The organism is Cereibacter sediminicola (genome assembly GCF_007668225.1).
In the GTDB taxonomy this organism is placed as follows: Bacteria; Pseudomonadota; Alphaproteobacteria; order Rhodobacterales; family Rhodobacteraceae; genus Cereibacter_A; species Cereibacter_A azotoformans.
In genome coordinates this window covers 229,661-244,091 of the sequence record NZ_VDEK01000003.1, presented here as the reverse complement: position 1 = coordinate 244,091, position 14,431 = coordinate 229,661, and the positions used below count along the sequence as shown (strand labels likewise).

The following is a 14,431-nucleotide window of genomic DNA, read 5'->3' as shown; positions in this document are numbered from 1 at the left end:
CCGTCGTCATTACCCTCGTTCTGGCGATGATCCGGCAGGAGCACGCTCGCGGCTACAGTCACGCGGCCGCCTGATCGCGTTGTTCAGGCTGAACTATTTCTTGTCCTCCATCGGGCTCGAAAGCCTACCTCAGGGAGGACCACTTTCTTGGGGGCAGACCAATCCGCTGTCCAGATACAGGTGAAATCGACCAACCACTTCTGGTTCGCCGGTCGGCCTGGAGGTCCTGGTCGAGGATGTTGTCGGTAATGGCCGACCGTTCGCCGTCGTCCTTCGGCTTGCCGCGGCGCCTGGGCCGCGTCCGCAAGGCACTGATCCGCATCAGCCGTTCGATCCGGTGAAGCCCGCAGGCCAGCCCCTTGTTCGCAACAAACGGTCCCCCGGACGGTTTGATTTACGCTCCAAGTCCAGGACATCACGCCACACGCGGCGCGCGCCATAGGTCCGGTCGCTGGCCTTGCAGCTTGTCTCGATCGCCGTGACGAGCTTGGCGTCCTGGATCTCGCGGGCACGAAGACGCGCGACCTCTTTCTTCAAAGCCGCAATCTCGGGCAGGTCGGCCCGCATCTGCCCGTTCGCGGGAAAGGCAGTGGCCGGGGTCGCGGTCAGCTCCCGCATTCAGCGGCGCAGCACGCTCTCGGCAACATCAAGGTCACGGGCGGCACGCGCAACCGCAACTCCCTGGCCAGTTCCTTGGTCACGATCTTGTCTTCGTGTCCACGAAACCGGCTGCAGGCCAGAAAATCCCGAGCGGGTGAAGCGTTCGACGCCGCTCCACGAGGGCCGGGGGCATGGGTTGGTGCGGGCAACCGGGGTCGAACCGGCACTCCAGAGGACAGGGTGTTTAAGACCCTTGCGTCTACCAATTCCGCCATGCCCGCCTCGTCAGCGACTTATGGCGAGTTTCGGCGAGAGGCAAGCCGGATCGGGCGCGGCGAGGGACCTGACTGCCGACTGCTCTGTCAGAGTGCGGCGGGGATCGGGTGGCGGTCGATCTCGACCAGACGCGCATAGCGATCGGCGAAGAGACGGGCCACAGGATAGTCGCCCTGCCAGTCCACATACCACCGTTCGGGGTCGATCAGCCCGTCGCGGGCGGCCAGCCCCAGCGCCTCGCCCACGAGGATCTCGCGCTCGGCACTGAAGGACAGCCCGACCGTCCGGCGGCACTCGATCGCGGCCGGGGCGGCGGCCAGCCGCGGCGGGCCCACGGTCAGCGAGGCCGCGAGCGCAAGCCCCAGCGCCTCGGGTTCGCTGACCTCCGGCCCGGCGGCGGCCGCACTGGCCACCATCGGGGCCACCAGATCCTCGGTCACGATGTTCACGACGAACTCGCCCGTCTCGCGGATGTTGCGCGTCGTGTCCTTCATCGAGCCATCCGCGCGATGCTCAAGCCCCAGCACCACGAGCGCCGGCTTCTGGCCGAAAAGGTTGAAGAAGGAGAAGGGCGCCGCATTGACCACCCCCTCGGGGCTCTGCGTCGTGACCCAAGCCACCGGGCGCGGCAGGACGATGGCGGTCAGCAGCTTGTAACGGGTCGCGGGCGGCAGGGCACCCAGATCGAGCATCATGCGTGGATCCTCCGAAGCGGTTCGGCGAAAATCGGTTTCAGCGTCGCCGCGAAGGCATGGGCGAGCTGGCTGCGCGGCACGCCGCGGCGGGTGAGCAGCACGACCCGCGTCATGCAGGCCGGCACGAAGGGGCGGATCGCGATGCCGGGCCGGGCGTGGTAATGGGCGGTGAAGGGATCGACCACCGCATTGCCGAGCCCGTGGTTCACCAGTTCGGCCGCGGTTGAGACATAGCGGACCTCGATCTGCGGCAGGTAGCCGAGCCCGCTCTGCAGGAAGGCGGACCGCACGAGGCCGCCGAGCTTGGATTCACCCTCGATGCCCACGAACGGATGTTCGGCCAGATCCTCGGCCGTGATCTGCCGGCGGTCGGCCAGCGGCCCATCCGCATCCACCAGCGCCACCATGTGCGTCTCGTGCAGCACCTCTGAATTGAGGGCCGTGTAGCGGTCCATGCTGAGCGCAAGGCCAAGATCGGCGCTGCCGCTTTGCACCGCGTCGAGCACATGTTCGAGGCGGCGCACGTCGAAGGCCACCGAAACACCGGGACGCTCGCGCAGGAACTCGACCAGCGCGCGGGGCGCGACCGTGTGGCCGATGGGCGGCGTGCTGATGATGCGCAGCCGCCCGCTCAGCCCCTCGCGGATGTCGCGGGCGGTCTGGGTGAAGCTGCGCAGCATCGAGAACATCGGGCGGATCTCGGCGAACAGCTCGGTCGCCTCGGCCGTGGGCATCATGCGGCGCGAGGCGCGCTCGAAGAGCACGATGCCAAGCTGCGTCTCGAGCTGCTTGAGGCCGGCCGAGACCGCGGGCTGCGACACGCCCAGCATCTCGGCCGCCTCGACCGTGGTGCCGGCGCGCATCATGGCGGCAAAGATCTCGAGCAGACGCAGCGAGATCTCGGGCGCCGTCCGGCCGCCGGTCACGCCAGCACCGCGCCCATCGCCATGCCCGCGGCGGCCAGCACCGGATCGACGACGGCGATGCCGAGGTCGCGCTCGAGCTGGGCGCGGCGGGGCGCGAAGCCCGCGCAGCCCGGCACGAGCGCGCCCGCGCCCATGCGGGCAAGCTCCTGCCCGACGACCCGCGTCTTGGCATAGACCGCGTCCGAGCGCCCCGCATCCTCGGCGCTGACCCCGCCCAGATCCAGCTCGCCCGCGAGCCGGCCCAGCACGCCCATGGCGCGCATCTTGCGCATGTGGCGCGCGACCGAGGCCGGCCCCAGCGCCACGATGGCGAAGCGGTCGGCGCGGGCCATCGCGGTCAGGATCCCGGCCTCCTGACAGCCGAAGACGGGTTTCGCGGTGATCGAGCGGGCGAGATCGAGCCCCGGATCCGAGAAGCAGGCGATGATATAGCCGTCGGCCTCGGGATCGCGGCGGATGCGATCCGCCACGCCGAGGCCCGCGCGCGCCACATCCTCCTCGGTGAAGATCGTGGCGGGGCTCTCGGCGATCTCGATGCAGTCGAAGCGGACGGGCCCCTCGAAGGGGGCGAGCGCCTCGCGCAGCCCCTGGGTGACGGCGGTCGAGGAATTGGGGTTGATGACGAGGATACGCTTCACGGCCGGATCTCCGCGCCGAAGTTGAGCGCGGGGTCAAGTTCGGACTCGACCGGCGCGTTGGGATCGGGGCGGTAGGGGGCACGCGCCACGAAACGGCCGCGCCCGCGGGCGGCCTTCAGTTCGCCCGCCTCGACCACCGTCTCGCCGCGGCTCAGCACATGCTCGGGCCAGCCAGTGAGGCGCATCCCCTCGAAGGGCGTGTAGTCCATCGCATCGTGCTGGTCGGCCAGCGTGACCTCGCGCGTTTCCTCGGGGTTCCAGATCGCAATGTCGGCGTCGTAGCCCGGCAGCAGCGCGCCCTTGCGCTCCATCCCGAAGAGGCGGGCGGCGTTCGAGGAGGAAAGGGCCGCGAACTGCTGGAGGCTGATCCGCCCCACCGCGACCCCTTCGGAAAAGAGATAGGGCAGGCGCATGGCGATGCCGGGCAGGCCGTTCGCGATGGCGGGGTAGGCGGGCTCCGCCCCGTTGGCAAACTTGCCGCTCGCGTCGAAGCGGTAGGGGGCATGGTCCGAGGAAACGCTCTCGAAGGTGCCGCGCCGGGCGTGGCTCCAGAGCGCGTCCTGCGTCGCCGCATCGCGCAAGGGGGGCGAGCAGATGTATTTGGCCCCCTCCATCCCCGGCCGGTCGAGATCCGTGCGGGTGAAGGCCAGATACTGCGGGCAGGTCTCGGCGTGGATCGGCAACCCGCAGGCCTGCGCGCGGGCCACGAGGTCCGCCCCCTCGGGCGTCGAGACATGGACGATGAAGAGCCCCGCGCCCACAAGCCGCGCAAGCGCGATCGCGCGGTTGATCGCCTCGGCCTCGGCCAGCGCCGGGCGCGAGATCGCGTGATATTTCGGCGCCGTCAGCCCCGCGGCGGCGAGGCGCGCGTTCATCCATTTCACCATGTCGTTGTTCTCGGCATGGACCATGGTCAGCGCGCCGTGACGGCGGGCGACGGTCAGGATGTCGAGCATCCCGCGGTCGCCAAGGTTCATCAGGTCGTAGGTCATGAAGACCTTGAACGAGGTGATCCCGCGGGCGAAGGCGCGCGGCAGCTCCTCGGTCAGGACCGTCTCGGTCGGGTCCGAGATGATGAGATGGTAGGAATAGTCGAGCACCGAGTTCGGCGCCGCGCGGCTGTCGTAAGTCTCAAGCACCGCATCCACCGACTGCCCGCGATGCTGGGCCGCAAAGGGGATGAAGCTCGAGTTGCCGCCAAAGGCCGCCGAGACCGAGCCCGTGTAATAGTCGTCCGCGCTCATCAGCCCCGAGGAGCTTTCCTGCGCGATATGGGCGTGCGCCTCGATGCCGCCGGGCAGGACGAGCCGCCCGGTGGCGTCGATCCGGCGTGCGCCGCCGGGCAGACGCTCGGCCAGAGCCGCGACCCGGCCCCCCACGAGGCCGAGATCGCCCTGCCAGCTTTCGGTCGGCGTGACGATGGTGCCGCCGTGGATGACCGTATCGAACTCCATGCTGCCCTCTCCTCAGACGGGGACGATCACGCCGGTCTGCCGGCCGATGCGCTGATAATGCTCGATCCGCCGGTGGCGGGCGAAGTCGAAGACGGTGGCCTTGCCGAAGGTGCAGCGGTCGAAGTCGCATTCGGCGAAGATCAGCTCGTCGCCCTCGGTCTCGGCGCGGGCGATCACCTCGCCGTCCGGATCGACGATGATCGAGCCGCCCATCAGGTGATGTCCGTCCTCGGTGCCGGCCTTGGCCACGCCCACCACATAGGTCGAGTTCTGGTAGGCCCCGGCCTGCATCGACAGATCCGAGTGGAAGAGCCGCTGGCGCAGCCCCTCGGCGCCCTTCTGGCTGTTCACCGAAGGCGTGTTGTAGCCGATGGTGATCAGTTCCACGCCCTGCAGCCCCAGCTCACGGTAGGTTTCCGGCCAGCGGCGATCGTTGCAAATCGCCATGCCCATGACCACGCCCTCGTTGCGCCAGACGTTGAAGCCGAGGTCGCCCGGCTCGAAGTAGCGTTTCTCGAGATGCTGGTGGGTGCGCTCGGGGTCGTGGTCCACATGGCCGGGCAGGTGGACCTTGCGGTAGGTGCCCACGATGCTGGCCTGCGCATCCGTCAGGATCGAGGTGTTGTAATGGTGCCCGTCCGGCGTCAGCTCGGCAAAGCCGAAGGTGAAGGCGATACCCCGCTCGCGCGCCAGATCGAACAGGGGCTGCGTGGCCCCGTTCGGCATCTCGCTCTCGAACCAGCGGTCCATCTCGGCGCGGTCCTCGGCGTACCAGCGCGGGAAGAAGGTGGTGAGGGCCAGCTCGGGATAGACGAGCATCTTTACGCCCTCGGCATCGGCCTTCCGCATCAGCTCCATCATCCGGGCCACCACCGTCTCGCGGCTGTCGGCCTGCTGGATCGGCCCCATCTGGGCCCCGCCAACGATCATCTTGCGCATCTGTCTCTTCCCTGGAGGTAAGTGAGTGAAAGTGGGCTCAGGCCGCGAGGCGGCGCTGGTAGCGGCTGACGAGCCGCACCAGCGGCCAGAGCAGCACGAGATAGACCAGCGCCGCGAGCACGAGCGGCGAGGCGTTGTAGGTCAGCGACCGGGCCATGTTCGCCGAGTAGAGCAGCTCGGCCAGCGACACGACCGAGGCGAGCGAGGTCAGCTTGACCACCTCGACCGTGTTCGACAGCAGGTCCGGCAGCACGTTGCGCACCGCCTGCGGCAGCACCACATGGGCGAGCGTCTGGCCCGTGGTCAGGCCGCAGGCGCGCGCGGCCTCGGTCTGGCCCGTGGGCACCGACTGGATGCCCGCGCGGTAGATCTCTGCGTAATAGGCCGAGTTGTTGAGGAAGAAGGCCACCGCCACCGCCGCGAAGGGCGAGATGGCAAGCCCCGCGAAGGGCAGGCCCGAATAGATGAAGATCAGGAGCACCAGCGGCGGCAGCGCGCGCAGGAAGTCGATCAGCGCGAAGGCGGGCCAGCGCAGCCAGCGCCGGTGCGAAAGCGCGCCGAGCGCAAGGAAGAGCCCCCCCACAAGCCCGAGCCCGATCACGGCGGCGCAGAGCTTGGCGGTCATCCAGAGCCCCTGCATCAGCAGCGGCAGCGTCTGGGCCATGACTTCGAGATTGAAGAACAGGCGGATGAAGTCCTGCATGGGTCAGACCTTCCAGGCGAAGCGCCGCTCGAGCAGGCGCGTCAGCACCACCAGCGGCAGGAACACGATCACATAGGCGATGGCGCCCATGGTCAGCGGCGCGGCCGAGCCCGTGAAGCTCTGGGCGGTCGAGGCCACGGACAGGATCTCGGAGACGCCGATCACGGAGCCGAGCGCGGTCATCTTCGAGATGGCGAGCACGCGGTTGACCAGCGGCGGCAGCGCGAGGCGCGCGGCCTGCGGCAGGGCGATCTGGATCAGCGTCTGGGTGAAGCCGAGGCCCGTGGCGCGCCCCGCCTCCCACTGGCCCTTGGGCACCGAGGTCAGGCCCGCCCAGAAGATCTCTTCTGCGAAGGCCGCAAGCACGGTGCCCAGCACCAGGATCAGCACCAGCGGCCCCGGCACCCGCAGCCCGAGGCCCGGCAGCCCGAAATAGATGATGAGGATCAGCACGAGCGGCGGCAGCGCGCGGCCCATGTCGGCAAAGCAGATGATGAAGAAGTTCACGAGCCGCCAGCCGTAGGCGCGCAGGCAGGCCAGCATGAGGCCGAGGCTCAGGCCCAGCGCGATCACCGCCGCCGCGAGCCAGATCGTCGTCCAGACGCCCGCCAGCATGTCGGGCAGGTAGCGCGCGAAGATGCGCGCGTTGAAGAAGGTGGTGAGGAACCGGTCGAGCCCGTCCATCGCGTCAGGCCCGCACGCGCGAGAGGAAGGCCTGCGTCCGCTCGGCCCGGGGGTTGGCGAAGATCTGCTCGGGCGGGCCTTCCTCGACCACAAGGCCGCCGTCCATGAACACGACCCGGTCGGCCGCCTCGCGGGCAAAGCCCATCTCGTGGCTCACGACCAGCATGGTCATGCCGCTGTCCTTGAGATCCTTCATCACCGCAAGCACCGAGCCCACCAGTTCGGGATCGAGCGCCGAGGTGGGCTCGTCAAACAGCATGACCTTGGGATCGAGCGCGAGGGCGCGGGCGATGGCCACGCGCTGCTGCTGACCGCCCGAAAGCTGCGTCGGCATGGTTTCGGCCCGGTGGCGCAGCCCCACGCGATCGAGCATGGCCAGCGCGCGCTCGCGCGCCTCGTCCTTCGGCCGCTTGAGCGCCTTGATCTGGGCGAGCATCACGTTCGCCACGACATTCATGTGCGGATAGAGGTGAAAGCCCTGGAACACCATGCCCACCTCGAGCCGCATCCGGTTCAGCGCCGAGGAGGAGCAGCCCACGATGTCCTTGCCGTCGATCAGGATCGCGCCCGAGGTCGGTTCCTCGAGCCGGTTGCAGCAGCGCAGCATGGTGGACTTGCCCGATCCCGAGGGGCCGATGACGAAGACCATCTCGCCGGTCGCGACCCGCAGGTTGATGTCGCGCAGGACCTTGAGGTCTCCGAAGGATTTCTCGAGCGCAACGATTTCGAGCATGGGTCGGGACATGCGGGCTCCGATGGTGGGGGGGGCGAGGGCGCGCCCCGTCCACCGGGGACGGGGCGGCGGATCGGCGGGTCAGCTGAAGTCGCAGGAGGGCTCGTGGTCGTCCTCCTGATAGCCCGGCAGGTCCGGCACGCCGAAGCCCGGCGTGGGCGTCACGATGGTGGTGCCGGCCGCGGGTGTCACGCCGAACCACTTCTCGGACAGCGCCGCGAGCGAGCCGTCGATCTTGAGACATTCCAGCGCGAGGTCGATCCGGTTGCGCGTGGCCGCATCATCCAGCCGGAAGGCCAGCCCCCAGACGAGACCTGTTTCGATCTCGTGCGAGAGGTCCACCGCCGGGTTCTGGAGCGCGGCCCAGGCCGCCACGGTCGCGCCCGACAGGTTCGCGTCCGCGCGCCCGGTGGCCACCGCCTCGACCGCATCGGTGTTGGTGCCGAAGGGCACGACCGTCCAGCCGTATTCGCCCGCATGCTCGTCGAGATAGGTGTGGTAGGCCGAGCCGCGGTTGACCGAGATGGTCATGCCCTTGAAATCCTCGAGGGCGTCGCGCTTCTCGGAACCGGCGGGGACGACGAAGGCGAAGTTCGTGTCCATGAAGCCCTCGGTGAAGAGCAGGTTCTCGGCGCGCTCCTGGTTCACCGTCACGGGCGCCACGAGGAAGTCGTAGGTGCCGGCCTGCAGCGCCGGGATCAGGCCCGAGAACTGGGCCGCGTCCACCGTCATCCCGGCGCCCAGCCGCTCGCCGATAAGCTGCGCCAGATCGACGTTGAACCCTTCGACGCCGCCCGAGAGCCTGGGCATGGCATGGGGGGCGAAGGTGCCGTCGAGCGCCACGCGGTAGCTGTCGCGGATCTCGGCCACCTGGGCATGGGCGGGCAGGGTGGTCACGGCCACAAGGGCCAGCGCCACCAGCCCCCCGGAACGGGGGTAGGTCATGGGATCTCCTGTTGATGGGCGGGAATGTTTTTCGGTTCTGTCGCGCCGCCGCCTATCCTCACCACGGCTGCGGCCGGCGCATCAATATAAAGTTCGTGCCGCCTGATTGTTGTATTATAATATGAGTTTATAGTGCATCTTATTTGTGCATTTGCAGCGCCTCTTTGGCCGTCCCTGCGCAGATGGTAGGATCCTGGGCGGGAAATGGTTCTCGGTAAGCGCACCGCAGGCGAGCTGGACGCTCCCGCCACTCCGACTCGGCGGGTGCCACCTGTTCCGTGGATGCAGGCCCAAGGCGACGGGGCGGCGCGGGCGCCTGCCTGCGGACGGCCGGTCGCTATCCGGTGTCGGCGTCCCGGCAGGCGGAGACGAAGGCCTGCATGGCCGAGATCCGAGCGCCCGAGAGGTTCCACAGCACGCCTGTCTGGCGTCCGCCCGCGTCGGGCAGGGCGATCTTCTGCAGGCGCAGCCCCTCGGGCCAGGGTGGCGCCCAGTCGGGCACGATGGCGACACCAAGCCCGCGGCTCACCAGCCCCGCGATCGCGTCGAGCGCGTCAAGCTCCAGCCACTCGCGCAGCTTCATCTCGTTCTGTCTCAGGTAGCGGTCCACGATCTGGCCGCCCCACTGGTTGCGGTCATAGCGGATGAACGGATGGCTCTGGATCATCTCCAGCGGATCGGTGCCGTCCGCCCCTTCGGGCGCAAGCAGCACGAGCGGCTCTTCGCGCAGCGTCAGCCAGCCGGTCGATTTCGGCACCGGGAACTGGGGGCGCACGATCACGGCCGCGTCCAGATCGCCCGAGATGACCCCGTGATAGAGGTTCACGGACGAATCCGGCCGGATGAAATACTCGATCCGGGGATGGCGCGCGCGCAGCCGGGCGATGATGCCGGGCAGGAGACCCGTGAGCGAGGTGGCGATGCCGCCCAGGCGCAGCTGCCCCGCGGGCTCGTCCTGCGCCGCGATGGCGCGCAGGTCACGCGCCCCCTCGATCAGATGGCGGGCATGGTCGAGCACCGCGAGCCCCGAAGCCGTGGGCCGCACCCGCCGCCCCGCCCGCATGACCAGCGAATGGCCCAGATCCTGTTCGAGCGTGCGCAACCGCTGCGACAGGGCGGCCGGCGTCAGGTTCAGCCGCCGCGCGGCCTCGGCGATCGAGCCGCAATCGGCCACGGCCACGAAGCTCTCGAGAAAGCGGATGTCCAAGGTGTCCTCCTTCAGCGACAGCTTTCCTATCTTCTCAAATCACAAAAAGCCATTTTTTCTTTTGGGTCGTTCGGCGTACTCCCGGGGCAGGTGCCGCCGCAGAGGGGAAAGACATGTCGATCGAAGCGAAATTCCGGAAACTCGGCACCGACAATGCGCCGGGGCAGGAGGTGCGCCAGTCGGCATCGGGCCTCGAGGCGCTGATGCGGGGCGAGCCGCTCGAGGGGCGGCCGGTCGATTTCTCGCACGGCAACGTGGATGCGCACGAGCCGACGCCGGGGGCTTTTGACCTCTTTTCGGCGGGCGTGTCCGCAGGCGCGGTGCAGGCCTACACGGAATACCGCGGCGACATGGGCATCCGCGAGCTGCTGGCCCCGCGGCTGGCCGCCTTCACCGGCGCTCCGGTCGATGCGCGCGACGGGCTCATCATCACGCCCGGCACGCAGGGGGCGCTGTTCCTGGCCGTGGCGGCCACGGTCGCGCGCGGCGACAAGGTGGCCATCGTCCAGCCCGACTATTTCGCCAACCGCAAGCTCGTCGAGTTCTTCGAGGGCGAGATGGTGCCCGTGCAGCTTGACCATGTCTCGGCCGGCGAGACGCGGGCGGGCCTCGATCTGACGGGGCTCGAGGATGCGTTCAAGGCGGGGGCGAAGGTCTTCTTGTTCTCGAACCCGAACAACCCCGCGGGCGTGGTCTATTCGGCTGAAGAGATCGGCCGGATCGCGGCGCTGGCCTCGCGCTACGGGGCCACGGTCATTGCCGACCAGCTCTATTCCCGGCTGCGCTACGCGGGCGCGAGCTATACGCACCTCCGCGCGCAGGCCATCGATGCCGAGAATGTCGTCACCATCATGGGTCCGTCCAAGACGGAATCGCTCTCGGGTTATCGGCTGGGCGTGGCCTTCGGCTCGACCGCCATCATCGCGCGGATGGAAAAGTTGCAGGCGATCGTGAGCCTGCGCGCGGCGGGTTACAGCCAGGCGGTGCTCCGCGGCTGGTTCGACGAGGCGCCGGGCTGGATGGAGGACCGCATCGCGCAGCATCAGGCGATCCGCGACGATCTTCTGCGGGTGCTGCGCGGATGCGAGGGCGTCTTCGCGCGCACCCCGCAGGCGGGCAGCTACCTGTTCCCGCGGATGCCGAAACTCGTCGTTGCTCCGGCCGATTTCGTCAGGATCCTGCGGCTGCAGGCGGGCGTGGTCGTCACCCCCGGCACCGAGTTCAGCCCGCACACGGCCGACAGCGTGCGTCTGAACTTCAGCCAGGACCACGCGGCGGCGGTGGCGGCGGCCGAGCGGATGGTGGCGCTGGTCGAGCGGTATCGCGCATGAGCCGCCCCTCGCAGCCGGTCCCGCAGGGCGACTACATCCCCGCCTGCCGTCACGGATCGCTCATCGTCACCTCGGGCATGACCCCGCGCCGCGAGGGGGTGCTGCAATTCACCGGCCCCGTGCGCCGCGACCAGTCGCTCGAGGATCATCGCCCCGCCGTCCGGCTCGCCTGCGAAAACGCGCTGGCCGCCGCGCGCGGGCTGCTGGCCGAGGGCGAAAGCCTGACCGCGATCCTCTCGCTCACCGTCTATGTGGCGGCCGAGCCGGGGTTCGACGCCCATTCGAAGCTGGCTGACTTCGCCTCGGCGCGCCTGCGCGAAGAGCTGGGGCCCGCGGGCATCGGCGCCCGTACGGCCGTGGGTGTCGCCACGCTGCCCGGCAATGCGCCCGTCGAGATCCAGCTCATCGCCACTGTCTGAAACGAACGGGGCGGGACCCGCCCCCCTGCATCGGAATGTCTGCCAGATGACCAGCCCCTCCCAGCGCCTTTCCTCGCGGCTCGAGGCCGTCCAGCCCTCGCCCACCATCGCCATGACGCGGCTTGCGGCCCAGCTGCGCCGCGAGGGCAAGGACATCATCGGCCTGTCGCAGGGCGAGCCGGACTTCGACACGCCGGCCCACATCCGGCAGGCCGCCGCCGCGGCGATCGAGGCGGGCCAGACCCGTTACACCGACGTGGACGGCACGCCCGAGCTGAAGGGTGCCATCGCCGAGAAATTCCGCCGCGAGAACGGGCTCTCCTACGAGACGAACCAGATCAGTGTCGGCACCGGCGGCAAGCAGGTGCTGTACAACGCGCTGCTGGCCACGCTCGACGCGGGCGACGAGGTGATCGTGCCCGCGCCCTACTGGGTCTCCTACCCCGACATGGTGCGGCTTGCGGGCGGTGTGCCGGTCACGGTCTCCTGCCCCGAGGAAGACGATTTCCTGCTGACCGCGCCCGCGCTGCGGGCCGCGATCACGTCACGCACCAAGTGGGTGATCCTGAACTCGCCCTCGAACCCGACCGGCATGGGCTATTCGGCCGGCCACCTGCGCGCGCTGGCCGACGTGCTGCTCGAGTTCCCGCATGTGCTGGTGATGACCGACGACATGTATGAACACCTGCGATACGACGGCTGGGAGTTCGCCACCATCGCGCAGGTCGAGCCCCGGCTCATGAACCGGGTGCTCACCTGCAACGGCGTGTCCAAGGCCTTTTCGATGACCGGCTGGCGCATCGGCTATGCGGGCGGGCCCGCCGACATCATCAAGGCGATGGCCACGCTCCAGTCGCAATCGACCTCGAACCCCTCGTCGGTCAGCCAGGCGGCGGCGCTGGCGGCACTCACGGGTCCGATGGAGTTCCTCGCCGAGCGCAACGAGATCTTCCGCCAGCGGCGCGACCTGTGCCTGTCGGCGCTGAACCAGATCGAGGGGCTGAGCTGCGTGCGTCCGAACGGCGCCTTCTACCTCTTCCCCTCCTGCGCGGGCATGATCGGCCGCACCCGGCCCGACGGGCGCAAGATCGAGACCGACACGGATTTCGTGATGTATCTGGTCGAGGAGGCGGGCGTCGCCGCCGTGCCGGGCAGCGCCTTCGGCCTCGCCCCCTACTTCCGCATCTCGTTCGCAACCGACACCGAGCGGCTGCGCACCGCCTGCGAACGCATCCGTGCGGCCTGCGCGCGGCTGACCTGACAAGAGGGCAGGGCCGGTTCCGCCGGCCCGGGCCCGCACGGCCCCGAGAGGGCCCACCAACAGGAGCAAGACGGAGACCGACATGGATCTGGGTATCGGAGGCAAGACGGCGCTGGTTCTGGGCGCGGGCGGGGGCCTTGGCGGCGCCATCGCCCGCTCGCTCGCCCGCGAGGGCGTGCGAGTGGCGCTGGGCGACATCGACATCGCCGCGGCCGAAGCCACCGCCGAGGCGATCCGGGTCGAGGGCGGCACCGCCCTGCCGCTCGCCTGGGATCTGGCCGACCTCGGCGCGATCGACACGAACATCAGCCGGATCGAGGCCGAACTGGGCCCGGTGGACATCCTCGTGAACAACACGGGCGGGCCGAAGCCTTCGACCGTCTCTGGGCAGGACCCCGCGCTCTGGCGCGCGAGCTTCGAGGCGATGGTGCTCTCGGTGATCGCCATCACCGACCGCGTGCTGCCGGGCATGAAGGCGCGCAAATGGGGCCGGATCATCACCTCGACCTCGTCGGGCGTGGTGGCGCCGATCCCGAACCTCGGCCTGTCGAACGCGCTGCGCATCTCGCTCGTGGGCTGGTCGAAGACGCTGGCGCGCGAGGTGGGGGGCGATGGCATCACCGCCAACATCGTCCTGCCGGGGCGCGTGGCCACCCCGCGCATCACCTTCCTCGACGAGCAGAAGGCCGCGCGCGAGGGCCGGCCCGTGGCCGAGGTGGCCGCCGAAAGCGTGGCCGCGATCCCGGTCGGCCGCTATGGTCAGCCCGAGGAATACGGCGACGCCGTGGTCTTCCTCGCCTCGGCCCGCGCCTCCTACATCACCGGCAGCACCATCCGCATTGACGGCGGCCTGATCGCCAGCGTCTGACATCCAGGGGGAACAGAATGACCACCGACACCGACAAGGAACAGGCCCTGATCGAGGCCCTGCGCGGCGTGACCACCGCGACGCTCACCACCGTCCTTCTGAAGAAGGGCCTGCGCAACGTCTGGATGCGCGGCGCCTTTCCGCTCCAGCCGGGGCAACCGCGCATCGTGGGTCGGGCCTTCACCCTGCGCTTCGTGCCGGCCCGCGAGGATCTGGCCACCCCGGCCAGCTGGTCCTCGCCGATCTCGACCCGCGCCGCCATCGAGGCCATGCCCGAGGGCTGCATCTGCGTGGCCGATGCCATGGGGATCACGGATGCGGGCATCTTCGGCGACATCCTCTGCGCGCGCATGAAGAAGCGCGGGGTGGCTGCGCTGGTGACGGACGGCGTGGTGCGCGACGGCGCGGGCGTGCGCGGAACCGGCCTGCCGGTCTGGTGCAACGGCGTGGCCGCGCCTCCCTCGGTTGCGGGGCTGACCTTCGTCGCCTGGCAGGAGCCGGTGGGCTGCGGCGGCGTCGCCGTCTTCCCCGGCGACATGGTGGTGATCGACGATGACGGCGCCGTGCTGATCCCGGCCGATCTGGTCGAGGCGGTCACCGGGGAATCGGTCGAGCAGGAGCGTCTCGAGGGCTGGATCATGACCCAGGTCGAGGAGGGCGTCGCCCTTCCGGGCCTCTATCCCGCCAACGCCGAGAACAAGGCGAAATACGAGGCCTGGAAATCCGGCCAGTGAGTTCGGGCGGGCCGTGAA

15 protein-coding genes, 1 tRNA gene and 1 pseudogene are annotated in these 14,431 nt (G+C 69.1%); 5 read left to right on the top strand and 12 right to left on the bottom strand.

Annotated elements, in window-relative coordinates; translation table 11 throughout:
* Nucleotides 1-262: 262 nt before the first annotated feature.
* From FG154_RS21380 to FG154_RS03770, 12 genes and pseudogenes are all read right to left on the bottom strand, one after another.
* Nucleotides 263-735: pseudogene (locus tag FG154_RS21380) on the bottom strand (IS3 family transposase); the annotation flags it as partial.
* A gap of 62 nt (nucleotides 736-797) precedes the next feature.
* Nucleotides 798-881 (bottom strand) — tRNA-Leu (locus FG154_RS03820).
* Nucleotides 882-962: 81 nt separating this feature from the next.
* Entirely contained in the window at nucleotides 963-1,571 is a 609-nt protein-coding gene (locus FG154_RS03815) for a flavin reductase family protein (protein WP_145104508.1), read from the bottom strand.
* A complete protein-coding gene (locus FG154_RS03810) occupies nucleotides 1,568-2,497 on the bottom strand; it encodes a LysR family transcriptional regulator (RefSeq protein ID WP_145104506.1) in 930 nt (309 codons plus the stop codon). The genes FG154_RS03815 and FG154_RS03810 overlap by 4 nt, the downstream gene beginning before the upstream one ends.
* Nucleotides 2,494-3,135 (bottom strand): aspartate/glutamate racemase family protein, encoded by a 642-nt coding sequence (locus FG154_RS03805; RefSeq protein ID WP_145104504.1) that lies wholly within the window; start codon nucleotides 3,133-3,135, stop codon nucleotides 2,494-2,496. Before FG154_RS03805 ends, FG154_RS03810 begins: the two co-directional genes overlap by 4 nt.
* Entirely contained in the window at nucleotides 3,132-4,589 is a 1,458-nt protein-coding gene (gene hydA / locus FG154_RS03800; protein ID WP_145104502.1) for a dihydropyrimidinase, read from the bottom strand. The genes FG154_RS03805 and hydA overlap by 4 nt, the downstream gene beginning before the upstream one ends.
* Nucleotides 4,590-4,601: 12 nt before the next feature.
* The gene (locus FG154_RS03795; RefSeq protein WP_145104500.1) at nucleotides 4,602-5,528 is read right to left on the bottom strand and encodes an N-carbamoyl-D-amino-acid hydrolase; all 927 of its coding nucleotides are present in this window, start codon (nucleotides 5,526-5,528) and stop codon (nucleotides 4,602-4,604) included.
* 37 nt (nucleotides 5,529-5,565) lie between these two features.
* Nucleotides 5,566-6,231 (bottom strand): amino acid ABC transporter permease, encoded by a 666-nt coding sequence (locus FG154_RS03790; protein ID WP_011909076.1) that lies wholly within the window; start codon nucleotides 6,229-6,231, stop codon nucleotides 5,566-5,568.
* A 3-nt stretch (nucleotides 6,232-6,234) separates the two neighbouring features.
* Nucleotides 6,235-6,915: an amino acid ABC transporter permease gene (locus FG154_RS03785; RefSeq protein ID WP_145104498.1), complete on the bottom strand. Its 681-nt coding sequence runs from the start codon at nucleotides 6,913-6,915 to the stop codon at nucleotides 6,235-6,237.
* Nucleotides 6,916-6,919: 4 nt separating this feature from the next.
* Complete coding sequence (locus tag FG154_RS03780) at nucleotides 6,920-7,660, bottom strand: ATP-binding cassette domain-containing protein (protein WP_145104496.1); 741 nt, start codon at nucleotides 7,658-7,660, stop codon at nucleotides 6,920-6,922.
* A 69-nt stretch (nucleotides 7,661-7,729) separates the two neighbouring features.
* Nucleotides 7,730-8,593, bottom strand: a complete 864-nt coding sequence (locus FG154_RS03775) for a transporter substrate-binding domain-containing protein (protein WP_145104494.1) — start codon at nucleotides 8,591-8,593, stop codon at nucleotides 7,730-7,732.
* 337 nt (nucleotides 8,594-8,930) lie between these two features.
* Nucleotides 8,931-9,800 (bottom strand): LysR family transcriptional regulator, encoded by an 870-nt coding sequence (locus FG154_RS03770; RefSeq protein ID WP_145104492.1) that lies wholly within the window; start codon nucleotides 9,798-9,800, stop codon nucleotides 8,931-8,933.
* Nucleotides 9,801-9,913: 113 nt separating this feature from the next.
* Here FG154_RS03770 and FG154_RS03765 point away from each other — a divergent pair, with 113 nt between their 5' ends.
* The 5 genes from FG154_RS03765 to FG154_RS03745 all read left to right on the top strand — a co-directional run bounded on the left by FG154_RS03765 (nucleotide 9,914) and on the right by FG154_RS03745 (nucleotide 14,413).
* The gene (locus tag FG154_RS03765) at nucleotides 9,914-11,131 is read left to right on the top strand and encodes a pyridoxal phosphate-dependent aminotransferase (protein WP_145104490.1); all 1,218 of its coding nucleotides are present in this window, start codon (nucleotides 9,914-9,916) and stop codon (nucleotides 11,129-11,131) included.
* On the top strand, nucleotides 11,128-11,550 hold the full coding sequence (locus FG154_RS03760; RefSeq protein WP_145104488.1) for a RidA family protein: 423 nt from the start codon (nucleotides 11,128-11,130) through the stop codon (nucleotides 11,548-11,550). Before FG154_RS03765 ends, FG154_RS03760 begins: the two co-directional genes overlap by 4 nt.
* 46 nt (nucleotides 11,551-11,596) lie before the next feature.
* Nucleotides 11,597-12,811: a pyridoxal phosphate-dependent aminotransferase gene (locus tag FG154_RS03755; RefSeq protein ID WP_145104487.1), complete on the top strand. Its 1,215-nt coding sequence runs from the start codon at nucleotides 11,597-11,599 to the stop codon at nucleotides 12,809-12,811.
* 82 nt (nucleotides 12,812-12,893) lie between these two features.
* Nucleotides 12,894-13,679: an SDR family oxidoreductase gene (locus tag FG154_RS03750; RefSeq protein WP_145104485.1), complete on the top strand. Its 786-nt coding sequence runs from the start codon at nucleotides 12,894-12,896 to the stop codon at nucleotides 13,677-13,679.
* 17 nt (nucleotides 13,680-13,696) lie between these two features.
* A complete protein-coding gene (locus FG154_RS03745) occupies nucleotides 13,697-14,413 on the top strand; it encodes a ribonuclease activity regulator RraA (protein WP_108220468.1) in 717 nt (238 codons plus the stop codon).
* Nucleotides 14,414-14,431 lie beyond the last annotated feature (18 nt).